Source organism: Actibacterium sp. MT2.3-13A, assembly GCF_018139985.1.
Classification (GTDB): Bacteria; Pseudomonadota; Alphaproteobacteria; order Rhodobacterales; family Rhodobacteraceae; genus JAGSOU01.
On sequence record NZ_JAGSOU010000029.1, the window covers coordinates 1 to 24518 of the forward strand.

21 protein-coding genes and 1 pseudogene are annotated in these 24518 nt (G+C 66.8%); 7 read left to right on the forward strand and 15 right to left on the reverse strand.

The window, feature by feature from the left end; translation table 11 throughout:
• Positions 1 to 246: 246 nt before the first annotated feature.
• Genes KCI33_RS17030 through KCI33_RS17050 form a run of 5 tightly spaced genes read right to left on the reverse strand, consistent with a single transcriptional unit; the run spans position 247 to position 5066 of the window.
• Positions 247 to 1005 carry an SDR family oxidoreductase gene (locus KCI33_RS17030; RefSeq protein ID WP_212526008.1) on the reverse strand — a complete coding sequence of 253 codons (759 nt, stop codon included), beginning with the start codon at positions 1003 to 1005 and terminating at the stop codon, positions 247 to 249.
• Positions 1006 to 1048: 43 nt separating this feature from the next.
• A complete protein-coding gene (locus KCI33_RS17035; protein ID WP_212526009.1) occupies positions 1049 to 1858 on the reverse strand; it encodes an ABC transporter permease in 810 nt (269 codons plus the stop codon).
• Positions 1859 to 1876: 18 nt separating this feature from the next.
• Positions 1877 to 2728: an ABC transporter permease gene (locus tag KCI33_RS17040; RefSeq protein WP_212526010.1), complete on the reverse strand. Its 852-nt coding sequence runs from the start codon at positions 2726 to 2728 to the stop codon at positions 1877 to 1879.
• A gap of 22 nt (positions 2729 to 2750) precedes the next feature.
• Positions 2751 to 3911, reverse strand: coding sequence for a spermidine/putrescine ABC transporter substrate-binding protein (locus tag KCI33_RS17045; protein ID WP_212526011.1), 1161 nt, complete (start codon positions 3909 to 3911; stop codon positions 2751 to 2753).
• A 30-nt stretch (positions 3912 to 3941) separates the two neighbouring features.
• On the reverse strand, positions 3942 to 5066 hold the full coding sequence (locus KCI33_RS17050) for an ABC transporter ATP-binding protein (protein WP_212526012.1): 1125 nt from the start codon (positions 5064 to 5066) through the stop codon (positions 3942 to 3944).
• 116 nt (positions 5067 to 5182) lie between these two features.
• Between KCI33_RS17050 and KCI33_RS17055 the strand changes: the two genes are divergently transcribed.
• The gene (locus KCI33_RS17055; protein WP_212526013.1) at positions 5183 to 5974 is read left to right on the forward strand and encodes a helix-turn-helix transcriptional regulator; all 792 of its coding nucleotides are present in this window, start codon (positions 5183 to 5185) and stop codon (positions 5972 to 5974) included.
• A 45-nt stretch (positions 5975 to 6019) separates the two neighbouring features.
• On the opposite strand, the gene KCI33_RS17060 is transcribed toward KCI33_RS17055, so the two are convergent.
• Positions 6020 to 6574, reverse strand: a complete 555-nt coding sequence (locus KCI33_RS17060) for an XRE family transcriptional regulator (protein WP_212526014.1) — start codon at positions 6572 to 6574, stop codon at positions 6020 to 6022.
• Between the two features lie 214 nt (positions 6575 to 6788).
• On the opposite strand from KCI33_RS17060, the gene KCI33_RS17065 reads away from it, so the two are divergent.
• Complete coding sequence (locus KCI33_RS17065; protein ID WP_212526015.1) at positions 6789 to 9239, forward strand: FAD-dependent oxidoreductase; 2451 nt, start codon at positions 6789 to 6791, stop codon at positions 9237 to 9239.
• A gap of 18 nt (positions 9240 to 9257) precedes the next feature.
• On the opposite strand, the gene KCI33_RS17070 is transcribed toward KCI33_RS17065, so the two are convergent.
• From KCI33_RS17070 to KCI33_RS17095, 6 genes are all read right to left on the reverse strand, one after another.
• Positions 9258 to 10037, reverse strand: a complete 780-nt coding sequence (locus tag KCI33_RS17070) for a TSUP family transporter (protein ID WP_349252221.1) — start codon at positions 10035 to 10037, stop codon at positions 9258 to 9260.
• Positions 10025 to 11002 carry a D-2-hydroxyacid dehydrogenase family protein gene (locus KCI33_RS17075; protein ID WP_212526016.1) on the reverse strand — a complete coding sequence of 326 codons (978 nt, stop codon included), beginning with the start codon at positions 11000 to 11002 and terminating at the stop codon, positions 10025 to 10027. The genes KCI33_RS17070 and KCI33_RS17075 overlap by 13 nt, the downstream gene beginning before the upstream one ends.
• 21 nt (positions 11003 to 11023) lie before the next feature.
• On the reverse strand, positions 11024 to 12679 hold the full coding sequence (locus tag KCI33_RS17080) for a thiamine pyrophosphate-binding protein (RefSeq protein ID WP_212526017.1): 1656 nt from the start codon (positions 12677 to 12679) through the stop codon (positions 11024 to 11026).
• Complete coding sequence (locus KCI33_RS17085; protein WP_212526018.1) at positions 12676 to 13764, reverse strand: 4-oxalomesaconate tautomerase; 1089 nt, start codon at positions 13762 to 13764, stop codon at positions 12676 to 12678. The genes KCI33_RS17080 and KCI33_RS17085 overlap by 4 nt, the downstream gene beginning before the upstream one ends.
• On the reverse strand, positions 13761 to 15776 hold the full coding sequence (locus KCI33_RS17090; protein ID WP_212526019.1) for a tripartite tricarboxylate transporter permease: 2016 nt from the start codon (positions 15774 to 15776) through the stop codon (positions 13761 to 13763). Before KCI33_RS17090 ends, KCI33_RS17085 begins: the two co-directional genes overlap by 4 nt.
• Positions 15777 to 15838: 62 nt before the next feature.
• Positions 15839 to 16930 carry a tricarboxylate transporter gene (locus KCI33_RS17095; protein WP_212526020.1) on the reverse strand — a complete coding sequence of 364 codons (1092 nt, stop codon included), beginning with the start codon at positions 16928 to 16930 and terminating at the stop codon, positions 15839 to 15841.
• A gap of 118 nt (positions 16931 to 17048) precedes the next feature.
• Here KCI33_RS17095 and KCI33_RS17100 point away from each other — a divergent pair, with 118 nt between their 5' ends.
• Positions 17049 to 17726, forward strand: a complete 678-nt coding sequence (locus KCI33_RS17100; RefSeq protein ID WP_212526021.1) for a response regulator transcription factor — start codon at positions 17049 to 17051, stop codon at positions 17724 to 17726.
• Positions 17723 to 19102, forward strand: a complete 1380-nt coding sequence (locus tag KCI33_RS17105; protein ID WP_212526022.1) for a sensor histidine kinase N-terminal domain-containing protein — start codon at positions 17723 to 17725, stop codon at positions 19100 to 19102. Before KCI33_RS17100 ends, KCI33_RS17105 begins: the two co-directional genes overlap by 4 nt.
• A gap of 55 nt (positions 19103 to 19157) precedes the next feature.
• Here the strand turns inward: KCI33_RS17105 and KCI33_RS17990 are convergent.
• From KCI33_RS17990 to KCI33_RS17115, 3 genes and pseudogenes are all read right to left on the reverse strand, one after another.
• Positions 19158 to 19253: pseudogene (locus KCI33_RS17990) on the reverse strand (IS6 family transposase); the annotation flags it as partial.
• Positions 19254 to 19403: 150 nt separating this feature from the next.
• Positions 19404 to 20435, reverse strand: coding sequence for a 4-hydroxythreonine-4-phosphate dehydrogenase PdxA (gene pdxA / locus KCI33_RS17110; protein WP_212526023.1), 1032 nt, complete (start codon positions 20433 to 20435; stop codon positions 19404 to 19406).
• A 71-nt stretch (positions 20436 to 20506) separates the two neighbouring features.
• Entirely contained in the window at positions 20507 to 21349 is an 843-nt protein-coding gene (locus tag KCI33_RS17115; RefSeq protein ID WP_212526024.1) for a DeoR/GlpR family DNA-binding transcription regulator, read from the reverse strand.
• Positions 21350 to 21578: 229 nt separating this feature from the next.
• On the opposite strand from KCI33_RS17115, the gene dctP reads away from it, so the two are divergent.
• From dctP to KCI33_RS17130, 3 genes are all read left to right on the forward strand, one after another.
• Complete coding sequence (dctP, locus tag KCI33_RS17120) at positions 21579 to 22577, forward strand: TRAP transporter substrate-binding protein DctP (RefSeq protein ID WP_212526025.1); 999 nt, start codon at positions 21579 to 21581, stop codon at positions 22575 to 22577.
• Positions 22578 to 22664: 87 nt separating this feature from the next.
• Positions 22665 to 23204: a TRAP transporter small permease gene (locus KCI33_RS17125; RefSeq protein WP_212526026.1), complete on the forward strand. Its 540-nt coding sequence runs from the start codon at positions 22665 to 22667 to the stop codon at positions 23202 to 23204.
• On the forward strand, positions 23204 to 24511 hold the full coding sequence (locus tag KCI33_RS17130) for a TRAP transporter large permease subunit (protein WP_212526027.1): 1308 nt from the start codon (positions 23204 to 23206) through the stop codon (positions 24509 to 24511). Before KCI33_RS17125 ends, KCI33_RS17130 begins: the two co-directional genes overlap by 1 nt.
• The last annotated feature ends 7 nt before the right edge of the window (positions 24512 to 24518 follow it).

A 24518-nucleotide genomic window follows, 5' to 3' on the forward strand; every position in this document is an offset into this window, starting at 1 on the left:
GAAGGCCACGTCATAGAGACCGTCGAGGCCCTGCGCCGGGTCGATCACCCGGCCGCCCTTGAGGAGCAGATCATACATCGTCATTCATCCTGTTGCCGTGGGGACGGCCCATGCGCCGGGAGCCATCGCCCGCATTCCGCCGCAGCCTCCGGGCGCGCGGCCCAGCCAGCGAAAGCCATTCCCCGGCGAACCGCAAATGCCGTATGCGGTTCGCGTCATGCCTGTTGGGCATAGCGGTCGGCGTGCTCAGATGCATTCGCCTCCGTCGATGACCAGGGCCTGCCCGGTCATGAAGGAGGACCTGTCCGAGGCGAGGAAGACTATGCCGTCGGCGATCTCCTCGGCGCTGCCGAAGCGTCCCATCGGGATCGCCGTGGAAATGTAGTCCTCCAGCTGCGCGCGGCCGCCCATCTGGATCTCGAACCCCCGGTTGAAGGGCGTGTCCACGAAGCCCGGGCACAGCGCGTTGATCCGCACGTTGTGCTTCGCGTAATCCGCGGCCATCTGGCGCGTCATCGCCAGCACCGCGTGCTTGGTGGTCGCGTAGGCGATCATCTCGCGGTCGTATTGCACGCCGGAGTTCGACGAGGTGATGATGATGCTGCCGCTGCGCTGCTGCTTCATCTGGCCGATCACCGCCTTGGCAGCGACGAAATGGGCCCGGACGTTCAGCGCCCAGGAGGCATCCATGTCCGCGACCGCGACCTCCTCGAGCGGACCCTCGACCTGGATCCCGGCATGGGAATGCAGGATGTCGAGCCGGCCGTGACCGGCGATCGTCTCGCCCAGCGCGCCCTGCAGGGCGGCATCGTCGGTGACGTCCACCGCGCGCGCCTCGGCGCGGCCGCCCTCGGCGCGGATGGCGCCGGCGACCTGTTCGGCGCGCGCGCCGTCCTTGTCGGTCACCACGACCGTCGCGCCCTCGCGCGCCAGCGCCACGGCCCCGGCCGCCCCGATCCCGGAGCCGGCCCCGGTGATGAACGCAATCCTGTCTTTCAGCAGCATGTGTCTTCCTTGTTGTCTTCGAAGAGGGCCTCTTGCGCGCCGCCTAGCGATTGTCGCTGCGGCGCAGGATCAGTTGGGCGATGATGAGCAGCACCAGAGAGACCGCCAGCACCATCGTCCCGATGGCGTTGATCTCGGGCGTAACGCCCCGGCGGATCGACGAGAAGACATAGATCGGCAGGGTGGTCTCCGACCCGGCGACGAAAAAGGCGATGATGAAATCGTCGAAGCTGAAGGTGAAGCTCAGCAGGAACCCCGCCAGGATCGCCGGCGCGATGAGCGGCAGCGTCACCCTGAGGAAGGTGGTCATCGGGGTCGCGTAGAGATCGGCCGAGGCCTCGGTCAGGGCGCGGTCCATCCCGGACAGCCGGGCGCGCACGATGATGATCACCAGCGCCATGGTGAACATGGTGTGCGCCCCGATCAGCGACAGCTTGCCCATCGAAAGCTGCGGCGCGCTTTGCGTCGGCCAGATCGCCGCCAGCCAGGGGTTGAGATGATCGAAGGCCGTCACCAGCGCGATCAGCGTGGCGATTCCGATCACGATGCCGGGGATCATGACGGCGACGTAGATCATCATGTCGAACAGGGCTCGGACCGGCCCGCGGACCCCCTGCAGCGCCACCGCGGCCATGGTCCCGAACAGGCTGGCCAGGGTCGCGGCGATCAGGCCGACGACGATGCTGGTCTCCAGCGCATCCATCACGAAGGGGTTGGACAGCGCGGTGCCGTACCACTTCAGGGAAAACCCCTGCAGTTGGCTGGCATGGCGCCCGGCATTGAAGCTGAACAGCGCGATGATCGCGATGGGGGTGTAGAGGAACAGGTAGACGAAGATCGCGTAAAGGCGCATGCCGGTTTCCTACATCAACTACATCAACGAAACGTCTTCGCGCTGCGTGTTCAGCCGCGCGATCAGACGCATGTAGATCGTGACCGAGACCAGCATCACGACGATCAGGGTGACCGCCACCGCCGATCCGTAGGCCCAGTTCCGCGACTGCAGGAACAGGTCCACCAGCGCGTTGCCGACGAAGAACACCTTGCCGCCGCCCAGCAGCGCGGGGATCAGGAACTCGCCCATCAGCAGGATGAACACCAGCAGGCAGCCCGTCGCCACGCCCGGGATCGAAAGCGGCAGCGTCACCTGCAGGAAGGTCGCCCAGGGCCGCGCGCCCAGATCCGAGGACGCCTCCAGCAGCCGCTTGTCGAGCCGGTCGAGGCTGACGAAGATCGGGAAGACCATCAGCGGCAGGTAGCCGTAGATGATGCCGATGGTGACGGCGAAGGGCGTGTAGATCAGGCGCACGCCCTCGATCCCGATCATCTCGAGCAGCGCCGGGATACCGCGCCCGCCGAGGATGAAGATCCAGGCGTAGCTGCGGATCAGGATGCTGGTCCAGAACGGCACGATGACCAGAACCAGCAGCATCGTCTTCCATTTCTGGCTGGTGCGGACGGCCAGGAAATAGGCCAGCGGATAGGCGATCAGCATCGCCGCGACGGTCCCCAGCGGCGCCAGGACCATGGTGTTCTTGAACGCCGCCCAGCGCGCCGGGAGGTTCGCGTATTGCTCCAGGGTGAAGGCGGGGACATAGCCCCCGCCATCGCCCCGTTCGCCGAAGCTGAAGATCAGCACGACGCTGACGGGAAGGACGAGCATGACCAGGAACCACGCCGTCGCGGGCGTCAGAAGCAGCCAGTTGCGCGCGCGCTGTGTCATGCCGTCCTCCCCCTTGCCTGGCTCAGGCCGACTTGAAACGCGCCAGCAGTTCGGCGCGGCTCGGATCCGTGAGGGTGGCGGCCGCCCCGAATTCCAGCGCGTTCAGCAACTCCTGAGCCGGGTAGAGGATCGGATCCTCCAGGATCTCCTTGGGCAGCAGCGCCATGGTGTTGCCGTCGGCCGTCGGATAGCCATGCGCGAGCACCTCACGGGCATTGACCTGCGGGTCAAGCAGGAAGTTGATCAGCGCGTAGGCCGCCTCGCGGTGCGGCGCGCCCTTGGGGATGGCGTAATAGTCGCTCCAGAGCTCTCCACCCTCCTTGCCCAGCACATAGACGATCTCGGGCATGTCGGCGTTCATCTGCTTGCCGTCGCCGGTCCAGCACATGGTGAGCCAGGCGTCGCCGCTGCGCATCGCCGGCTGGTAGTCCGACGAGATTGCGAAGAGGTGCGGCTTGACCTCAAGCAGCAGGCGCTCGGCATCCGCGAGTTCCTTCTCGTCCAGCGAGTTGAAGGAATATCCGAAATATTTCAGCGCGTTGCCGATCGTGGTGAGCTGGTAGTCATGCACCATCGTGCGCCCGGAGAAGCTGCCCATGGTGATGTCCCAGAATTCTTTCCAGGAGGTCAGCGCCTGACCGTCGTTGTGCTTGGTGTTGACGGCAAACCCGGTCGTGCCCCAGTTCTTCGGCACGGCATAGACTGATCCGTTGACCGTGCCCGCATCCGAGAAGCGCGCATCATAGGCCGCCGGGTCGTAATTGGGCAGTTTCGACAGGTCCAGCGGCTCGATCAGGTCCTGATCGACATAGGTGGTGATGGTGTAGTTGGTGGGCACGAACACGTCCCAGCCGCTGCCGCCGGCCTGCAGTTTGGCCAGCATTTCCTCGTTCGAGCCGAAGACGTTGACCTGCGTGTAGGCGCCGGTCTGTTCGCGGAAGATGTCGAAATTCGCCGGATCGTGATAGTTCGGCCAGGTCGCCAGGATGACTCTGTCACCGATGTCACCAGCGGCATGGGCGGCGCTGGGGCGCAGCCCCGGCATGGCCGAGCCGAGAACGGCGCTGGCCATGCCCAGCCCCGTCACGCCGAGGAAATGGCGGCGCGTCACCGATCCCTTCTGGTAACGGCGCAGCTCTTCCATGAACTTCTTCTTCGAGATGTGATCCACATGTTTGGTCATTGGTAGCTCCCTGTTGGGCGGTTTGTTATTTTAGCTTTTTTCGAGGACGACCGCAGAGCCCGCTTCCCATGAGGCCCATGCGGTTTCGCCCGTATTGAACGGACCGTCGTTCAATTCTGATTGCCTCGGCGACAGGACCAGGAAATCGCCGAGCGTGCCGTTCCGCACCAGGTATTCCGTATGCTCGCCGAGGAAGATCCGGTTGTGCACCACGACCTCGATCCCGGTCCGGTCCGAGCGGCTCAGGCGGATCTGCTCGGGCCGCACGCTGACGCAGGCCTCGCCCGCGGGGGCGGCCTCGGCCGTGACGCGGCCCTCGACCGGCATGCCGTTCTTCAGCACCACCGTCGCGCGCCCCGCCCCCGAGGCGGTGACCCGGCCCTCGAAGAAATTCGAGGTGCCGACAAAATCGGCGACGTAGCGGGAGCGCGGCGAGTCGTAGAGTTCCTGCGGCGTCCCGATCTGGATGATCCGCCCCTCCCCCATCACGCAGACCCGATCGCTGAGCGAAAGCGCCTCCTCCTGGTCGTGCGTCACCAGGACGAAGGTGATGCCGATCTGGCGCTGAAGGTCCTGCAACTCGATCTGCATTTCCTTGCGCAGCTTGCGGTCGAGGGCGGCCAGCGGCTCGTCGAGCAGCAGCAGCTTGGGCTGGTTGACGATGGCGCGGGCCAGGGCGACGCGCTGCTGCTGCCCCCCCGACATCTCCCAGATGCGGCGCTTTTCGAAGCCGGACAGACGCACGACGTCCAGCGCCTGCCCGACCTTTTCGCGAATCGTATCCTTGCCCAGGCGCGGGCGCTGCTGGCGCAGACCGTAGCCGATGTTCTGCTCAACGGTCAGATGCGGAAACAGCGCGTAGCTCTGGAACACCATGTTGACCGGGCGGCGATGCGCCTCGAGGTCGTTGACCACCTGATCGTCGATCAGCACCTCGCCGCTGGTCGGCGTCTCGAACCCCGCCAGCATGCGCAGCGCCGTGGTCTTGCCGCAGCCCGAGGGGCCGAGGAAGGACAGGAATTCGCCGGAGGAAATGGACAGATCCAGATTGTCGGCCGCGAGAACGTCGCCAAACCTCTTGGAGACGCCGCGCAACTCCGCGATCGGATGCAGACCGGCCCTGCTCCGGTCGTCAAGATACCCATTGTCTTTCATTCGCCCGGCTCTTTGCTGCATTCTGAAACATACCACCCCATTTGAGAAAATCGTAGAATTTTAGCGTTTTGCTGTATATACGCTATTTATGGTATTCTATTTTTAATAGGCGGATTATGAGAAGGATCGACTGGATCGAAGCGTCGGGACGGATCGTCGATGCGATAGGGACGGCAGGCTTTCCGGCGACCCTCTCCAACGCGCTGCGCGAGATCGCGCCGTTCGATTTCACCGTGGTTTTCGGCTATGTCGGATCGGCCCGTCCGCTCGATCTCTACGACGACTTCCCGAAGAAAAAGCGCCGGGTCTTCGTCGAGGACTACCAGGAGGGGCCGTATCTGCTCGACCCGTTCTTCCTGGCCACAACGCTGCCCGTCGCCCCGGGCCTGTGGCGGATGCGCGAGATCGCGCCCGACCGGTTCTACCAGGGCGAATATTTCCGCAACTACTACATCCAGACCGGCCTGGCCGAGGAGATCGGGTATTTCGTCAAGCTGACGGAGCAGGTGATCATCGTGGTTTCGCTCATGCGGGCCGATCGCGCCTTCAGCGCCAAGGAAATCCGCTCGCTGCGGGAGGTCTGGCCGATCGTGGGCGCCGCCTGCCGCCAGCACTGGCGCGATGTGCCGGCGTTTTCCGACGCGACGATGGACGGCGGCGAGGACCGCCGCGTGCAGGAAAGCATCGCGCGCGCCTTCCAGACCATCGGACAGGGCATCCTGACGCCTCGGGAGCGCCAGGTGGTCGAATACACGCTGAAGGGCCACTCCGCCGACGCGGTGGGCAAGATCCTCGGCATCGCGCCCGGCACGGTGCGAATCCACCGCCGCAACATCTACCTCAAGCTCCGCATCAGCTCTCAGGGAGAGCTGTTCTCGGAATTCATCCGGGCGATGCTGGACCAGTGACCCCGGCGCCGGCGCCCGGGCCAGGGCGCCGCCCTGCCCGCACCTTCAGTAGATCGGCGGAGAGACCACCCAGATCACCACCGCCGGCTCGTTGCCCGGGTTGCGCCAGGCATAATCCTGCTCTCTGAACTGGAAGCTGTCGCCGGGTTCCAACTCCACCTGCAATGTCCCGATGGTCAGGCAAAGCCTGCCGCTGATCAGCACGCCGCCATCCTCGGACGGGCGCGCGGGGATCGTCCCCTCGCTGGCCGAGCGCGGCGCAAAGGTGGATCGGATCAACTCGAACGCGCCGCTGAGCGTGGGCGAGAGCAATTCCTCCGTCAGGCCGGTCGCGCTCGATCCGATCGGCATGCGGTCGTCGTTGCGCAGCACGAGCCCGCGCTCCTCCTCGCGCCGCGCGGCGGAGCGGAAGAAGAAGCTGATCTGGATCCCGAACTGCTCCGCGATCCGGCCCAGGTCGCGGACCGAGGGCTCGGTCTGCCCGCGCTCGACCTGGCTGAGCCAGCCCACCGACCGGCCCACCGCCGCGGCGAGTTGCTTCAGCGTGATGCCGCGGGACTTCCGCAGGGCCCGGATGTCGTCGCCAATCTGCTTGCTCATCTGTCGCGCCTCTACTTTCGCGCGCGGCCGGCGGGACCGCGCGCGCCCCGATTGCCGCCTGCCCGCGCAGCAAAGCGGCTAAAGCGGGCAAGCGCAATCGGGTTTTCCGAGAATGAAATTGTGACTTGATATTTCATTTTCCGCCCCCGAATGTGTCCTCATTCAACGCTTGCGCGCCCGGCATCCTGCCTGCGCCCGGACCAACGGTATCCCCATGCCCGACCTTCCCTCCTCCGCCCGCGTCGTCATCATCGGTGGCGGCATCTCAGGCTGTTCCGTCGCCTATCATCTGGCCGAACTCGGCTGGACCGACATCGTGCTGCTGGAGCGCAAGCAGCTGACCTCGGGCACCACCTGGCACGCCGCCGGGCTGATCGGGCAGCTGCGCGGCAGCCAGAACATGACGCGGCTGGCCAAGTATTCCGCCGATCTCTACACGCGGCTGGAGGCCGAAACCGGGCTGGCCACCGGCTTCCGGCAATGCGGCTCGATCACCGTGGCCCTGACCGAGGAGCGCAAGGAGGAGATCCTGCGCCAGGCCAGCCTTGCCCGCGCCTTCGACGTGGAGGTGAACGAGCTGTCGCCGCAGGAGGTGAAAGCGCTCTATCCGCATCTGAATATCGACGGCGTGGTTGCCGGCGTGCACCTGCCCCTGGACGGGCAGGCCGACCCCGCCAACATCGCGCTGGCGCTGGCCAAGGGCGCGCGCGCGCGCGGCGCATTGATTGCCGAGCAGGTGAAGGTCACCGCCGTAACCGAGGCGAACGGCCGGGTCACAGGCGTCAACTGGACAAGCGCTGGGGACGAGGGCCATATCGCCGCCGAGATGGTGGTGAACTGCGGCGGCATGTGGGGCCGTGACCTGGCCGCGAAGAACGGCGTGACCCTGCCGCTGCATGCCTGCGAGCATTTCTACATCGTGACCGAGAGCATCCCCGGCCTGAGCCAGATGCCGGTGCTGCGGGTGCCCGACGAATGCGCCTATTACAAGGAGGACGCGGGCAAGATGCTGCTCGGCGCCTTCGAGCCGGTCGCCAAGCCCTGGGGCATGGGCGGCATCAGCGAGGATTTCTGCTTCGACCAGCTGCCCGAGGATTTCGATCATTTCGAACCGATCCTGGAGATGGGCGTCAACCGCATGCCGATGCTGGCCGAGGCGGGCATCCACACCTTCTTCAACGGCCCCGAAAGCTTCACGCCCGATGACCGATATTACCTGGGCGAGGCGCCGGAGCTGAAGGGCTACTGGGTCGCCGCGGGTTACAATTCGGTCGGCATCGTGTCCTCGGGCGGCGCCGGAATGGCGCTGGCGCAGTGGATGAACGACGGCGAGCCGCCCTTCGATCTGTGGGAGATCGACATCCGCCGCGCCCAGCCCTTCCAGAAGAACCGCCGCTATCTGCGCGAGCGGGTGTCGGAAACGCTGGGCCTGCTCTATGCCGACCATTTCCCCTACCGCCAGCCCGCCACCGCGCGTGGCGTGCGCCGCTCTCCGCTGCATGAGCATCTGAAGGCCCGGGGCGCGGTCTTTGGCGAGACCGCGGGCTGGGAGCGCGCCAACTGGTTCGCCAATGACGGGCAGGAACGCGACTACCGCTACAGCTGGAAGCGGCAGAACTGGTTCGACAACCAGCGCGCCGAGCACATGGCCATGCGCGAGGGCGTGGGCCTGCTCGACATGACCTCCTTCGGCAAGATCCGCGTGGACGGGCGCGACGCGCTGGCCTTCCTGCAAAGGCTCTGCGCCAACCAGATGGATGTCGAACCGGGGCGGATCGTCTACACCCAGATGCTGAACGCGCGCGGCGGCATCGAATGCGACCTGACCGTGACCCGGCTGGCCGAGGACTCTTTCTTCCTCGTGGTGCCGGGCGCCACCTTGCAGCGCGACCTCGCCTGGCTGCGCCGCCATGTCGGCGACGCGTCGGTGACCATTCTCGACGTGACCGCGTCGGAAGTGGTGCTGCCGCTGATGGGGCCGAAGGCGCGCGAGGTTCTGGCGCAGGTGTCGCCCGACGATTTTTCGAACGAGGCGCATCCCTTCGGCATGGCCCGCGAGATCGAGATCGGCATGGGACTGGCCCGCGCCCACCGCGTCACCTATGTCGGCGAACTGGGCTGGGAGATCTATGTCAGCAGCGATCAGGCCGCCCATGTCTGGGAAACGCTGGTCGAGGCGGGCGACCCCCTGGGGCTGAGGCTGTGCGGGCTGCACGCCATGGACAGCTGCCGCATCGAAAAGGCCTATCGCCATTTCGGCCATGACATCACCGACGAGGATCACGTTCTGGAGGCAGGCCTCGGGTTCGCGGTCAAGACGGGCAAGGGCGATTTCATCGGCCGCGACGCGGTGCTCCGCAAGCGCGAGGCGGGCCTGTCGCGGCGCCTGATGCAGTTCCGCCTGACCGACCCCGAACCGCTGCTCTTCCACAACGAGCCGCTCCTGCGTGACGGCGAGATCGTGGGCTTCCTCAGTTCCGGCAATTACGGCCACGCTCTGGGCGGCGCGGTGGGCCTGGGCTACGTCCCCTGCCGCGAGCCGGACGAGGACGCCGCGAGCATGCTCGGCTCGTCCTACCAGATCGAGGTCGCCGGCCGGATCGTCGCGGCCGAGGCCAGCCTCGCGCCGATGTACGATCCGAAATCGGCCGGCCCCAGGGCCTGACCCAGACCGGGGCGCCGCTCAGAGAAGCTGCCGCGCCCCGGTCCAGACAAGCCGCAGCGAGATCAGGATCAGCACCGCGTCCAGGGCGCGCTTGAAATTGTGGTCCGACAGCCGATCGAGAAGCAGCTTGCCGGCCAGCGTGCCGGCGAAACCGCAGGCCACCATCAGGACCATGAACCCGATCCAGGGCCCGAAGGCGAAGCCGAGCGTGCCGAAGGTCAGCGTCTTGAGCATGTGCTGAAGCGTCATCATCACCGCGTGGGTGGCGACATGCTCGCGCCGCGGCAGGCGCAGTGACTTGGTGTAATTCGCCACGAAGACGCCGGTGGCACCGAAGAACATCGTCAGGAAGCTGGAGATCATCCCGGTCAGCGCGGACCAGCGCGACAGCCACGCCGGCGAGCGACCCAGAACGCTCCAGATCACGAAGCCGCCGACGCCGATCTGGACGAAGGCCGCCGGCAGGTTCACCACCACGCTGCCGCCGATCGCCACGCCCAGCGCGGCGCCCCCCGCAAAGGCGGCGAAACCCGGCCAGTGCACATGGCGGATCAGCACCCCGGCGCGGAACAGGTTTGAGCCGAGCTGGATCACCCCATGCACCGGGATCAGCGCGACCGGCGGCACGAGGTTGGCCATGATGGCCAGCAACAGCGCCCCGCCGCCGATCCCCAGCGCCACGGTGATGAAGGAGGCGATGAAGCTCGCCGCCGCGAGACCCAGCGCCGTGACCGGCGGCAGCCCGCCCGAGACCAGCTCCAGCAGGTGCGCGGCAGAGGGCTGGATCAGGTCCCGCACCGGACCTCCGGGTTGATCACATGGATCGGCGCGCCCGCGGCATAGGCGTTGATCTGGTCGTAGATGTCGGCGAACTGCATATCCAGTTCGTCCTCGGTGACGAAGCCGATATGCGGCGTGCCGATCACGTTGGGATGGGAGACGATCGGATCGGAGGCATCGGTCAGCGGCTCGGTTTCGAACACGTCGAGGGCCAGCCGGCCGGGGCGCCCGGCATCGAGCGCCTTGAGCAGCGCGCCCTTCTCAACCAGCCCGGCGCGCGAGGTATTGACGAAGCTTGCGCTCGGTTTCATCGCCATCAGGTCTTCGGCGGTGATGATCCCGGCCGAGGCCGGGGTCAGCCGCACATGCAGGCTGACGAAATCGCTTTCGGCGAAAAACGCCTGCCGGCTCGGCGCGACCTCGGCGCCATCGGCCGCGGCGCGGGCGCGGCCCTCCTCTGAGCCCCACCACCAGACCTTCATGTCGAAGGCGCGCGCGTATCGGGCCACCAGCCTGGCGATCCGGCCGTAACCGTAGAGGCCCAACCGCCGGCCCGCCAGGGTCTGACCCACACCCATCTGCCAGGTGCCGGCCCTGAGGCTCGCCATCTGCTGCGGGATCTGGCGCGCCGAGGCCAGCATCAGCGCGAAGCTCAGTTCAGCCGCCGCGACCGAGGGCTGGTCCCCCTTCATGTTGGAGCACAGCATCACGTCGTTCGCCGTGCAGGCGGCCACGTCCACATGCGGATAGACGCTGCGCTGGCTGATCAGCCTGAGCTTCGGCAGGCGCTCCAGCAGGGGCGCGGTTATCGGCGTGCGTTCGCGGAACAGCACCAGCGCCTCGGCCTCGGCCAGCCGCTCGGCCAGCACATCGACCGCCTCCTCGTGGTCGGTCCAGACGGTCACGTCGTGCCCCTCCAGCCGCGCGAAGCTGGGCAGCGTGCGCAGCGTGTCGAACCAGTCGTCGAGAATGTGAACTTTCATCCTGTCAGCGTCCCTTTGTGATCAGTGGGCCTTGCCCGACCAGTGCGAGCGCCGCACGACCGGCGAGATGACCTGGTCGGAGACCGGCACATCCCACACCGCCGCGCCGCCCGTCCGGGCGAAGCTTTCCATCAGATCCGGCAGCGCGGCAAGATCGGTGATCGTCTCGCCCCCGGCGCCGAAGCCGCGCGCGATCGCGGCCAGGTCCGTCCGCCCGAAGACCGCGCCCGCCTCCGACATCCCCTCGGCCCTGAGCTTGTGGATCTCGGAGCCGTAGGCCCCGTCGTTGAGCACCACGATCAGGATGTTGAGATCATGGCGCACGATGGTTTCAAGCTCCTGCATATGCATCAGCAGGCTGCCGTCGCCGTCGAATAGGACCGTGGGCACCTCGGGGCGCGCTGCGGCGACCCCCATGGCGAAGGAGATGCCGTTCCCGATCGCGCCGAATTCGCGGATCGTCAGGAACTCCTCATAGGGCCGCCCCGGCATATGCGCGAAGAAATACGAGCAATGCCCGGAGGAGTTGACCAGCTGCCAGCCCTGCGGGATCGCGGCATCGAGGGCACGCACCACCGCGCGCGGGTCATGGGTGCCCGGCGCGATCTCGAACGCGGCGCTGTCGGGGGGCGTGGTGCGGATGCGCCCGGCCAGCGCCTCGCTGCGCCATTGCGGCGCGCGCGGCGCCAGCGCCTGCGCCAGCGCCTCCACCCCCAGCCTTGCGTCGGCGCGCAGGTGCAGGTCGGCGGCCACCCGCCCCTGCGAGACGGTCACGGGATCCACGTCGATCTGCAAGAGCCTTGCCTTGGGCCACAGCCGCCCGGCATCGGCGTTGTGGCTGGCGAGCGAGGTGCCCACCGCGATCACCAGATCGGCCTCGCCGAAACATTCGCGCGCGACGTCCGAGGAAAAGCCCCCTGCGATGCCCACGCAGAACGCATCGTCGTGGAACAGCCCGCGCGCGGGCAGCGTGGTCGCCAGCAGCCCGTCGCAGCGCTCGGCCAGCGCGCGGCAGGCCTCCCCTGCCCCGGCCTCGACCGCGCCCATGCCGGCCATCACGACGACGCGCCGCGCCCCGGCCACGACCTCGGCCATGCGGGCGAGGTCATCGGGGTTGGGCGGGATCGGGCCGGTCCGCGGCATCAGATCCTTCGAGGGCGCGGGCAGATCCGTGCCGCCCTCCCAGGGGCGTTCCTGCAGGTCGAAGGGGATGCCGATCACCACCGGCCGCCGCTCGCGCCGCGCCTGGAGGAAGGCATCGCGGATCGCCGTGGGCATCCGCGCCGGCCAGTGCAGGCTGTGATAGGCCGCCCCCGTGGCGGTGACCAGCGGCGCCTGGTCGATGGCCTGGTTGTACCAGCCCGATTTCAGCGGCGCCTCGCCGGCGAAGACCACCATCGGCAGCCGCGCGCGCACCGCCGCGGGCAGCGCCGTCATCAGCTGGGTCAGCCCCGGCCCGCAGGTCACGGTGGCGACGCCCGTTTCGCCGGTCTTGCGGGCATAGGCCATCGCCGCCGCGACCGCGCAATGCTCATGGCGGACATAGACCATGCGGCAGCCCTCTTCGCTGAGCCGCGTGGCGAAATGCATGTTTGCGTCGCCCAGCAGGGCGAAGCAGGTCTTGACCTCTTCCTGGGCGAAGCTGCGGGCGAGGATGTCGAAGCAATGGGTCGTCATTCGGGCCTCCAGACGGATTGCGGCACGCAGACCCAGCCGCGGGCGAGCAACCGCGCGGTGCGGGTCACGCCCGCGGAATGGAACTGGAACCCGTCGCTGTCGTCGTATTTCACGCGCACCTCCATCTGCCCCATCGGGTGCTCGATCACCATGTTGACGGGCGATCCGCCCGCCGGGCGCGCGATGCCCTCGGCCACCGTCCCCGGCGCCAGCGCGCAGGCCGCGAGGCATTGCGAGCCGGTGACGGCGAGCGTGGGATGGGTGTTCCAGGGCATGAAATAGCGCGCCGTGAAATGCCCGCCCGCGCGCGGCGGCGCGATCAGGCCGATCTTGGGCGTGACGCTTTTGGTCACGTCGCCCAGCCCCATGCGGCGCCCGGCCTCCAGCCGCATCGCCTCCATCCGCTGGAACAGCTCTGGCATGGCGTCCAGTTCGTCCTGGGTTTCATAGCCGGTGATGCCGAGGTCGGCGGCGCGCGCGATCATCATCGGCATGGCCACGTCCACGCAGGAGACCTCGATCCCGGCAATCTCGTCGATGGGCTGGCCGGTGGGGAACAGCGCCCCGGTGCGCGAGCCCACCACGTCGAGGAAGTTCAGCGCCACCGGCGCTGCGGTGCCGGGCACGCCGTCGATCGCGGTGTCGCCCTCGTAGCTCACCGCGCCGCCGGGGGTCAGGACCTCGGCCTCGACCAGCGCGCCGGTGTTCACCGCGCGGATCCGCACCGGGGTCACCGCGCCCGCGACCGGCACCAGCCCCATCTCGATGGCCGCCGGGCCGACGCCCACCAGGATGTTGCCGCAGGTCGGGCTGTAATCGACGAGGCGTTCCTCCACCCCGACCTGGGCGAAGAAATAGTTCACGTCCGCGTCCGGCGTTTCCGACGGCGACAGGATCGCCACCTTGTTGGTCACGGCGTTGCCGCCGCCGAGGCCGTCGATGTTGCGCGGATTGCCGGCGCCGATCACCGAAAGCAGAACCTCGGTCAGGGCATCGCGATCGCTGGGCAGATCGCGGGCGTTGAAGTAAGGCCCGCGCGAGGTGCCGCCGCGCATGAAGAGATAGGGGATGTTATGTTGTTTCATTTGAGAGGCCATGGCAGTTTCACGAATTCCTGAAGAAGTCCCGGCGGAAAGTCGCGGTTGAGCGTGCCGGCGAGGAAGCACATCCCCCCGATGCCGGCGGCGGTGAACAGCAGCGTCCGCGCCCAGCTCAGTTGCCCCCGGATGCGGAAGAACCCGATCAGGAAGACCAGCAGCGCCAGGATGAAGCCCAGCAGCGAGGACAGCACCAGCAGCGCGCCGAACCATGCCAGCGTCGACCACAGCCCATGCGGCGCCGCCGCGTCCTCGCCCCCGGCCTCGCGGTCGGCGAAGACCGGGTCGTCCTCGGGCGCGCGGATCATGCGGATCAGCAGCAGCAGCGTCGCCACGATCCCCACGGTTCCGACCGTGAGCGGGAATATCTTGTCCGAGGTCAGGTCGATCAGCGCGGCGTTGACCCAGGCGGTGACCATGTAGGCCAGGATCGCCAGCAGGAAGATCAGCGGCGCGCGCTTGTGGCCATGCACCACCTCGCCTTCGGAGCGGATCATCTTCGACTGGCGGATGCCGAGGACCACCGAAACGACCGTCAGCGCGAGAATCCCCAGCACGATCGGCGAGGCCACATAGTTCAGCCCCTGCTCCAGCCCCCGGCGGAACTGGAAGCTGGCGATCTGATGCGCGTTGTTGGAGAAATTCTCGGCCTGGTTCGAAAGCACGAAGCCGATCAGGAAGGCCGGGCGCGACCAGTCGAAGCGGCGCAGGAAGATCCCCACCAGGCCGATCGCGAACAGGCTGATCAGATCGCCCAGCGACTGCCGCGACTGGAAGGCCGCGAAGGCGATCATCATGAACAGGAACGGCGCCAGCAGGGTGAAGCGGATGGTGGTGATCCGCGCGATCGGGTTCGACAGCGCGATGCACAGCCCCGCGCCGAACACATTCGCCAGCGCCAGCGACCAGACAACCGTGTAGGTGACGTTCAGGTCGTTCTGGATCAACTGCGGCCCGGCGTTGAAGCCCAGCAGCCCCAGCCCGCCGATGAAGATCGCCATCGAGCCCGAACCGGGGATGCCGAAGATCAGCGTGGGCACCAGGCCGCCGCCTTCCTTGGCGTTGTTGGAGCTTTCGGGGCCGACCACGCCGCGCACGTCGCCGCTGCCGAATTTCGACTTGTCCTTGGCGGTCTGGATGGTGTGGCCATAGGCGATCCAGTCCACGACCGAGCCGCCGAGGCCGGGGATGACACCCACGATCACGCCGATGGTGGCGCAGCGGACGCTCAGCCAGATGTTCTCGAACCAGTCGCGCACGCCCTGCGTCCAACCCGCCCCGAGCTTCGAACCGCGCGCGATGGACTGGTCCTGGCGCAGCAGGCTGATGATTTCGGGCACCGCGAAGATGCCGAGGCCGACCACCACCAGCTTCACGCCGTCAATGAGATAGGGGATGTCATAGGTCGCCATGCGCAGGCTGCCGCCGGCGCCGGCCTCGCCGATGGTTCCGACCAGCAGGCCGAGGCAGGCCGCGGCGACGCCCTTGAGCGGCAGGCGCCCGGCGAGGATCGCCACCATGGACAGGCCCAGCAGCGTGATCGCCAGCATCTCGGGCGTGCCGAAGGCCAGCACCAGGGGTCGCGCGATCAGGATGAAACAGGTCAGCACCGCCGCCCCGAACAGCCCTCCGAACAGCGACGAGGCAAAGGCCGCGGACAGCGCCCGCGCCGCCTCGCCCTTGCGCGCCATGGGAAAGCCGTCGAGCACCGTGGCCTGGCTGGCCGAAGAGCCGGGAATGCCCATCAGCACCGAAGCGAAGGTGTCCGAGGTCGGCACCACCGCCACCAGCCCGACCATCAGCGCAAGGCCGGAAACCGGGTCCATCCCGAACATGAAGGGCAACACGAGCGAGAGGCCCGCGATGCCGCCGAGGCCGGGGAACACGCCGACCGAGAGGCCCAGCAGCACCCCCAGCATGAGATACATGATCTGCTGCGGCTGAAGTATCAGGGCAAAAGCTTCCTGCAGCGCTGGAAGCGCCGTGGCGAAAAGGTCCATTTGCGACAATCCCGGAATGGGCCCTCCGCGCCGGTGGCACGGAGGGCTCGTTGGGTTTCAGGTCAGTTCAGCGACACGCCATAGGCGTCGTGCAGCCAGGTCTTGACGAACGCCTTGGCCGAGGCCGGAACCTTCGTGCCGAGATCGAGCATGACCTTCGCCGGCGCGCCGGTCATCTGCGGGTAATCGCCGAGCGTGGCTTCGCTGAGCTCCTTGAAATCGGGGCGCGCGATCACGTCGTTGAACGCCTTGGTGTAGGTGTCGATCGCGTCCTGCGGGGCGCCCTTGGGCAGGAAGATCATCTTCTGCGCCGGGAAGCCGGCGATGAAGAACGCCTTCCACGCCTCCCAGGCGTCGCCGCTGGTTTCGCAGGCCGGGGTGGCCTCGCAGACCTCCTTGAAGGACGGGATGTCGGGGAAGGTCGGGTCGCGCACGATGTTGCCGTTCTCGTCCAGCGCGCCCCAGGTCATCATCGGCACGGCCTGGCCGGCCTCGACCAGCGGCACCACGTTGTCGAGATAGGCCGCCGAGGTCTGGTAGTCGATATTCGCCTCGCCGCGCTCGAACATCAGGCGGCCGTCGCCGCGCCCCTTGATGCCGAAGACCGGCTCGACCGACATGCCCAGCATCTGCCAGGCCAGAAGCGGCACGAGGTCGAGACGCGTCGCGCCCTGGCTGCCCCAGATGAAATCTGTGCCCTGCAGGCCGGTGGCGTCCAGACCGTCCATCTTGCCGGCCAGATCCGGCGGCAGGAAGGCCACGCCGCCGGTGCCCGAGGCGAGCACCACGTTCCAGTCGGCGTATTCGTATTTCACCCGCGGATCCTCGAGCAGATAGGGAAACTGCGTCGAGCCCGACGAGCCGAAGATCACCTTGCCCTCTGTATCCTCATAGCTCTGGTCCTGGAACCAGTTGGCGCCCTTGGTGGAGCCGGCGCCGGGCATGTATTTCACGACCACGGTCGGCTTGCCCGGCAGCGCCTCGCTCAGCAGAGGGGCATAGAAGTTCGCCCATTTGGCCGAGCCGCCGGTCTCGGAGAACGGGATCACGAATTCCACGGTTTCCCCGGACAGGTCCAGGGCCGAGGCCGCCGCGCCGCTCATCGCGCATGCGAGGGCCATCGACGCCGCAAGCGCCGTTTTCTTGTTGAACATCGGTTTCCTCCCTTTGATGCGGCGCCTCCCGCACCGCATTTCAGTCGGCAAGTGTGCCTTGCCTGTGCAAAGAGGCTTAAGGTACCAACCTTGCGTGAAGCTTGCGGGAGCAAAAATAATGCGCATCGCGATTGTCGAGGATAACGAAAGCATCGCCAAGGGCATCGCCTATCGGCTGGAGGATCGTGGCCATGCCACCGACATCCTGAACGACGGCGCGGCCGCGGAACTGTTTCTTCGCGACGACAGGAACGAGCTGATTATCCTCGACATCAACCTGCCGGGGCTGGACGGGTTGTCGATCCTGCGCGGGTTGCGAAAGCGCGGCGATCACCGCCCGGTGCTGCTGCTGACCGCGCATTCGGAGGTCGCCGACCGGGTGGCCGGGCTCGACGCCGGGGCCGACGACTATCTCGTCAAGCCCTTCGAGATGGACGAGCTGGAGGCGCGGGTGCGCGCGCTGTCGCGCCGCCGCGCCCAGACCATCGAGGACAGCATCAGCCTCGGGCGTCTGACCTTCCGCCCGCAGTCCCGCGCGGCGCTGCTCGACGACGCGCCCCTGGCGATGCCGCGGCGGGAGCTGGCCGTGCTCGAGGCGCTGTTGCGCGTGAACGGGCGCGTGGTGTCGAAATCTGACCTGCTCGACCATGTCTACGGCACCGGGGCCCCGGTCGAGGACAGCGCCGTCGAGGCCCATGTCTCGCGCCTGCGAAAGAAGCTCGCGCCGGCCGGCCTCGACATCAAGACCCACCGCGGCCTCGGTTATTCGCTGATCGAAGGCAAGACCCCGGCATGAGCGGCTCGCTCCGGCTGCGGCTGTTTCTCATCATCATCCTGCCGCTGATGGCGCTGGCCCCGGTGATCGGCGCGTGGCGCATCACGGCGGCGCACCGGACCGCGGAGGAGCTGTTCGACCGCACGCTGCTGTTCACCGCGCTGGCCGTGTCGCGGGACGTGGCGCTGCTCGACGGCGACGCCGTCCTGCCCGAGACCCAGCACCTGCTGGACGACGCGGCGGGCGGGCCGATCCGCTATCATGTCTACGGCCCCGACGGCGCGCTGGTCACCGGCTATGCCGTACCGCCCCTGCCGCTCACGCGGCGGATGCCAAAGGACACGCCCTTCGCCTATTACGACGGCCTCTACAAGGGCGACCCGGTGCGGGTGCTGCGCCTCAACGACGTGACCACGATCGCGGGGCTGACGGGGAATTTCACCGTCACCGTCTGGCAATATCACACGGTGCGCAATGCCTTCGCCTGGCAGCTGGCGCTGCGGTCGATCGCCGTGATCGTGGGGATGATCGCGGCGGTGGCGCTGCTGATCTGGTTCGGCGTGCGCTTCGGGCTCAAGCCGCTGACCGATCTCGAGGACGCGATCTCGCGGCGCTCCTCGGAGGATCTCAGTCCGATCCAGCGCCGGGTCCCGATCGAGACGCGCGGGATCGTGGCGCGGCTGAACACGCTGTTCGGGAAAGTCTCCGAGACGCTCGAGGCGCAGGCGGCCTTCATCTCGGACGCCGCGCATCAGCTGCGCAACCCGATCGCCGGGCTGCGCGCGCTGGGCGAATCGATCCGCAGCGCCCCGGACATCGAGACCGCCCGCGCCCGCGCCGACGATCTGGTCGCCGCCGCCGCGCAGGCCGGCCGCCTGGCCAACATGCTGCTGACCCTGGAGCGGGTGCGCGCCGAAAGCGGCCAGGACAAATACACCACGCTCGACCTGGTTGAACTGGTCTCGGAAACCGTCGCGGAGTTCCGGGACCGCGCCGCCGCCGCCGGCGTCGCCCTGAGCTTCAGGGCCGCGCGCTCGGGGATCGCCATCCGCGGCGACGCCGTCATGCTGCGCGAGACGGTGAAGAACCTGCTCGACAACGCCCTTGTGCATGGCGGCCCCGGGCTGAGCCGGGTGGAGGTCGCGCTTTCGTCCGGCCGCGGGCGGGCGGTGCTCGCGTTCCACGACGACGGGCGCGGCGTGGCCGTCAGCGCCTTCCCCAAGATCCTGTCGCGCTTCGGCCAGGCGCAGCCCGGCCCCGGCAGCGGCCTCGGCCTCACGATCGCCGAAGCCGTGGCCCGCCGGCACGGCGGCAGCCTGCGGGTGAAAAAGCCGGAACGGGGGTTTTCCGTCGAGATGACCCTGCCCATGCCCAGCCCCGGCCGGACCGACGGCTAGGCCGACCCGCGGCAGGCCGGCCGGATTCGCCTGAGCGGCTCCCGGACCGGTGCCACCAGAACCGGACGGTCTCGTGGCTTACGTCCACACCGCGTTCATGGCGCAGGTCCTCTGCGTTCCGGAGCGACAGCTGGAACCGAACGCAGAGCATCTCCTCCAGGCGGATGATCTCAGGTCTTGAAGCACCGGAGTGGGGAACGTTTCGTCATGGCAGAACACTGTGAAACAGCCCTGCCCGTCTCAAGGCGGTTTCTTCTGACAAAACCCCGGGCGGGCCAGTAGGTCTGCTCGGTTATCCCTCTCAGGCGCCGCGCGCCTTCCTTGCCGCGGCCAGCTGCACGGCGTAGTCGATGGCCTCCAACATGCTTCGCTCGCTGGCGATACCCTTCCCGGCAATATCGAAGGCCGTGCCATGATCGACCGAGCTGCGAACGATCGGCAAGCCGAGCGTGATGTTCACTCCGCTCAGCGCTTCCCAGGCACCAGTCTCTGGATTGACCTCAAAGCCCAACAGCTTAACCGGAATATGGCCCTGATCGTGATAGGTGGCGATTACCGCGTCGTAGCGGCGACCGCGCAGCTTGACGAAGACGGTGTCGCCCGGCACCGGCCCTTCGACATTCAGCCCGCGCGCGTTGAGCGCGGCGACGGTGGGTTCGGTCACGTCGAGATCCTCGGTGCCGAACAGCCCGCCCTCGCCCGCATGGGGGTTCAGGGCGGCCACGGCGATCCGCGGATTCTCGATGCCGAGGTCGCGCAGCGCCTCATGCGTCAGTTCCGCGACGCGGGTCAGGCGTTCGGGGGTCAGGCGCCGCACCGCGTCGGCCAGCGAAACATGGGTGGATACATGGGAAACGCGCATGTCCCCGTGCGCCAGCAGCATGACCGAATCCCGTGCCCCGGTGAGATGCGCCAACAACTCCGTATGTCCCGAGAAGGGCTGGCCGGCGAGGTTCAGCGCCTCCTTGCTGATCGGCGCGGTGACGATCGCGTCCGCCTCGCCCGCCAGACACAGCGAGACCGCTTTCTCGATGGCGAGATAGGCCAGCCTTCCGGCCTCGGCGGTGGTCCGGCCGAAGGCGATCTCGCCCTCAGGCTCGCCGATATTGACCAACTGAACGCCGGGCACGTCGCCCTTGATCCAGTCGGCCCCGCAAGCCACGATCTCGGCAGCGCGGAGCATGCAGCCGCGCGAGCCGACAACGAACAGCTTGATTTCGCCGTCGGCCAGCTGCGGGCGCAGCGCCTCGACCGCCTTGAGGATAATCTCCGGCCCGATGCCAGAGGGATCGCCCATCGTGATGGCGATGCGTGGGGTCGTGGAAGCGCTCAACGGATCTCTCCTGATATTACGATCTCTTGTAACCGCCTGCCTGTCAGAACGGCCCGGCAGGCAGAACGGCCTTAGGCATGGATCTCGGGCGACTGGGCGGCGCCGTCCGAAGTCAGGGTCAACGCGACACCCCGGGCGCGCAGGTCCTTCCTGATGTCCGGCGTCATGCCGTCATCCGAAATCACCTCGGCGATCCGGGCCAACGTGCAGATGTCGAAAATGCTGGGCGGGCCGAATTTCGAACTATCGGCCAGCAGGATGACCTGCTGCCCCGCGCCGATCATGGCACGCTTCATATCTGCCAGCTCCAGCGAAGAATCCGTTAACAGGTCGCCGGTCACCGCATGCGCGCCGACGAACGCCAGATCCGCATGCACACCCTTGAAAAAGGTCTCACCCTGACTGCCCAGCAATGTCGGAGAACCGTTGCGCAGCGTGCCACCCGGCACATGCACACGAATGGCCGCGCAGCCGCCCAGGATCTGCGCAATCCCGAGATCGTTGGTAATCGCTGTCAGCGGAAGGCCGCGCTGCGTCACGGCGCGCGCCGCCTGCAGGACGGTGGTGCCACTGTCGAATATGACGGTCTGGTGCGGCTGCACCCGCATCGCGGCCGCCGCCCCGATCAGCGCCTTTTCATGTTGTTGTATGTGGCTGGAGATTTCGCTCTCGACCTCTACGCCGGCGCTGCCGCCGCGCTTGATCGCGGCGCCGCCGTGGGTGCGCTCCAGGTATTCGCGTTCCATCAGGTAATCCAGATCGCGCCGGACGGTCGAGGCCGAGGCGCCCAGAACCTCGGCCAGTTCCTGCACCGAGGCCGCGCCGGTTTCGCGAAGATGCTCCAGGATCGCCGCATGCCGCTGCGCCGGGATGCGTTCGACCCGCGGTGCGCGCGCCGGCGTGGGCCGGGTCACCTCAGCCGCATCGCGCCGATTAGGCTTGGAACCTTTTGATCGAGTCATTCTTCCTCTTTCCAACTCGACTCGCAGCTTGTCAACTCATTGATCATTGTTTGCCAATAATTACCAAACTCTCTCATTTTCACTTGACCGCGCGCAATCTCGCGCGCAACTTTCCGTGTTACGGCGAGGGGACCACTGCGAAGAGATCTGTGCCGCCGTCATTGACCAGGGAGGAATACCAATGTTCAGGAAACCCGCACTTGCGGCAACACTGGGACTGGCCGCAGCCATGTTCGGCCTGTCCGCAAGCGCGCAGGAAGTTGAGTGGAAATACTACACCTACTTCGGCGCAAACGACAAACCCACTCAGCTGCACCGCGAATTCGCCGCCGATGTCGAGGCAGCTAGCGGCGGCCGCTTGAAGATCGACGTCTACGCAGGTGGCGAACTGCCCTACAAGGCGCCAGACGTGCTCAAGGCCGTGGCGACCAACCAGGTTCAGATGGGCGACGTGGCGATCGGCTTCGTGGCGGGGGACGTGCCCGAACTGAACGCTCTGGCGATGCCCTTCGTCTGCACCTCGATCGACAAGTTCTACGACAAGGCCGCCGGTGCTGCCGAACCCTACGTCGATGACGTCTTCTCGAACCGATTCCGTTCGGTCGCCCTGATGCAGTGGGTGATGCCGCCGCAGCAGCTGTGGCTGCGCGAGCCGGTCGACGGCATCGACGCGCTGAAGAACCTGAAAATCCGCGCCTGGAACCGCGAGCAGGTGCAGGTGATGCAACTGCTGGGCGGCAGCGGCGTCACGATCACCCCGGCCGAGGTCATCCCCGCGCTCCAGCGCGGCGTGGTCGACGGCGCCTTCACCGCCGCGGTCCCCGCGCTCGACTGGAAATTCCACGAGGTCACCGACTACGGCTTCATGATGAGCCTGACCCTGGCACACCAGGTGGCGACGGTGAACCAGGGCGCCTTCGACAAGCTGCCGGCCGACCTACAGCAGCTGCTGCGCGACAAGGCCGCGGAATGGGCCCCGAAATACCGTCAGGCGATGCTGGACGGCGATCGCATCGCCCGCGAAAAGCTGATCGAGGCCGGGATGACGCTGCATGACGTCACCCCCGAAGAGCTGGAGCGCCTGCGCACCGTGACCCGCCCGATGTGGGACGAGTGGGCCAACCAGAACGGCGATACCGCCAAGCAGATGCTGGCCGAAGTGGCATCGGCCTGCCAGTAACCTCCCGCCCGGCCGGCGCCGGCGCAACAACGCGCAATCGGTGCCGGCCGGATTTCCCCTGAAGACGCCGCTGGAAGGACGACGCCCTTGACCCATCTCACCCGGTTCGTGCTGGCCATGCGCCGCCTGTTCGACCCCCTGGCCGAAGGGCTGGTCGGGCTGGCCGCGCTGATGCTTCTTGCGATGGCGCTGCTCATAAATGTCGAGGTTCTGGGGCGCTATATCTTTGCCTTCTCGACATTGATCTCGGACGAATACAGTGGCTACCTGTTCACCGGGATGACGCTGCTGTGCCTGCTGCATGCGCTCCGCAGCGGGCGGATCCTGCGCGTCGAAGCGGTGGTGCACCGGCTCTCCGGAAAAGCGCAGGACCTGCTTCTGTTGCCGACCTCGCTGGTCGGGCTTTTGGTCTCTGCGGTGCTGACCAAGGCCACCTTCGCGCTGCTGTCGATGAACTGGATGTTCAACTCGGTCTCACTCCAGCCCTCGCAGACCCCACTCTGGATTCCGCAGGCAGTCATGCCGCTGGGCTTCGCGCTGCTGGGGCTGGGATACCTTGAGCGGTTCCTGACCGCGATTCTGCATCTGACCGGGCACCTGTCCCGCGATCAGGAGGAAATGGCCTGATGACTTGGGAAACCGCGCTTCTGGTCTATGGCATCACCGTCGGTGCCTGCCTGCTGGCCGGGGTGGAAATCGGCACCGCGATGGGACTTGTCGGTATCCTGGGGGTATCGCTGGTTTCGGGCACGCAGCTGTGGCAGAGCTTCGGCGATATCATCTGGAACACGACCAACACCTTCACGCTGGTCTCGATCCCGCTTTTCGTGCTGATGGGCGAGATCATCCTGCGCAGCGGGCTGTCCAAACGCTTCTACTCGGGCGTATCCCACCTGCTGGCTCCCTTCCCCGGCGGGCTGGCGCACAGCAATGTGTTGGGCTGCGCGGTGTTCTCGGCGCTGGCGGGCTCGTCCATGGCAACGGCGATGACAGTGGGCACGGTCGCCATTCCCGAGATGCGCGCACGCGGGTATTCCGATACGCTGACCCTTGGCTCGCTCACCGGCGGGGGGTGCCTGGGCATCCTGATCCCCCCCAGCATCCCGATCATCGTTTACGCCTCGATGGTTCAGGAAAGCGTGGTCGAGCTGTTCATCGCCGGTATCGTGCCCGGCCTGGCGCTTGCGGCTCTTTTCATGGTCTATGTCGCCGTGGTGGCGCTTCTGCGCCCGTCGATGGCGCCGCGCAGCCCGGAAAAGCCCGCACCCGGGGTTGTTCTGAAGGGCCTCGTCGATACGGTGCCCGTGGCGTTGCTGATCCTGGCAATCATCGGCGGAATGTATTTCGGCGTGGTCACACCGACCGAGGCCGCGGCCTTCGGATGCCTGCTGGCAACACTGGTCGGGCTGGTCTATCGCGATCTGACATTCTCTGCCTTCCGCACGGCTCTGCGCAATGCGGTGCTGACCAGTTGCGTGGTGCTGTTCATCACCATCAACGCGCAGATCCTCAGCTTCGCCATCACCACCTCGGGCATCGGGAGGGGCGTGGCGGACCTGCTGGCCAATGCCGGCGTGGGCCCGTTCGTGTTCTTCTGCCTTCTGTTCCTGCTTTACCTGGTGGTGGGCATGTTCATCGACGGGCTGTCGATCATGCTTCTGACGGTTCCGATCCTCTATCCCAGCATGATCGCCATGGGCTTCGACGGCGTCTGGATCGGCATCATCATTGTCGTCTTCATCGAGCTTGGCGCGCTCACGCCGCCGATGGGGCTGAACCTGTTCGCGGTGAAATCCATCGCCACAGACGCCAGTCTCGGACGGATCGGCAAGGCCTCGCTGCCCTTCGCGCTGATCATCGCCGGCTTCGGCTTCCTGCTCTATGCCTATCCGGGCATCGTCCTGTTCCTGCCGGACATGATGTCCACCCGCTAGCCGCCAC

Bases quoted from the DNA above. Each gene is read 5' to 3' on its own strand.
- KCI33_RS17030 (WP_212526008.1), bottom strand. From the start codon at position 1,005: ATGCTGCTGAAAGACAGGATTGCGTTCATCACCGGGGCCGGCTCCGGG.
- KCI33_RS17035 (WP_212526009.1), bottom strand. From the start codon at position 1,858: ATGCGCCTTTACGCGATCTTCGTCTACCTGTTCCTCTACACCCCCATC.
- KCI33_RS17040 (WP_212526010.1), bottom strand. From the start codon at position 2,728: ATGACACAGCGCGCGCGCAACTGGCTGCTTCTGACGCCCGCGACGGCG.
- KCI33_RS17045 (WP_212526011.1), bottom strand. From the start codon at position 3,911: ATGACCAAACATGTGGATCACATCTCGAAGAAGAAGTTCATGGAAGAG.
- KCI33_RS17050 (WP_212526012.1), bottom strand. From the start codon at position 5,066: ATGAAAGACAATGGGTATCTTGACGACCGGAGCAGGGCCGGTCTGCAT.
- KCI33_RS17055 (WP_212526013.1), top strand. From the start codon at position 5,183: ATGAGAAGGATCGACTGGATCGAAGCGTCGGGACGGATCGTCGATGCG.
- KCI33_RS17060 (WP_212526014.1), bottom strand. From the start codon at position 6,574: ATGAGCAAGCAGATTGGCGACGACATCCGGGCCCTGCGGAAGTCCCGC.
- KCI33_RS17065 (WP_212526015.1), top strand. From the start codon at position 6,789: ATGCCCGACCTTCCCTCCTCCGCCCGCGTCGTCATCATCGGTGGCGGC.
- KCI33_RS17075 (WP_212526016.1), bottom strand. From the start codon at position 11,002: ATGAAAGTTCACATTCTCGACGACTGGTTCGACACGCTGCGCACGCTG.
- KCI33_RS17080 (WP_212526017.1), bottom strand. From the start codon at position 12,679: ATGACGACCCATTGCTTCGACATCCTCGCCCGCAGCTTCGCCCAGGAA.
- KCI33_RS17085 (WP_212526018.1), bottom strand. From the start codon at position 13,764: ATGAAACAACATAACATCCCCTATCTCTTCATGCGCGGCGGCACCTCG.
- KCI33_RS17090 (WP_212526019.1), bottom strand. From the start codon at position 15,776: ATGGACCTTTTCGCCACGGCGCTTCCAGCGCTGCAGGAAGCTTTTGCC.
- KCI33_RS17095 (WP_212526020.1), bottom strand. From the start codon at position 16,930: ATGTTCAACAAGAAAACGGCGCTTGCGGCGTCGATGGCCCTCGCATGC.
- KCI33_RS17100 (WP_212526021.1), top strand. From the start codon at position 17,049: ATGCGCATCGCGATTGTCGAGGATAACGAAAGCATCGCCAAGGGCATC.
- KCI33_RS17105 (WP_212526022.1), top strand. From the start codon at position 17,723: ATGAGCGGCTCGCTCCGGCTGCGGCTGTTTCTCATCATCATCCTGCCG.
- dctP (WP_212526025.1), top strand. From the start codon at position 21,579: ATGTTCAGGAAACCCGCACTTGCGGCAACACTGGGACTGGCCGCAGCC.
- KCI33_RS17130 (WP_212526027.1), top strand. From the start codon at position 23,204: ATGACTTGGGAAACCGCGCTTCTGGTCTATGGCATCACCGTCGGTGCC.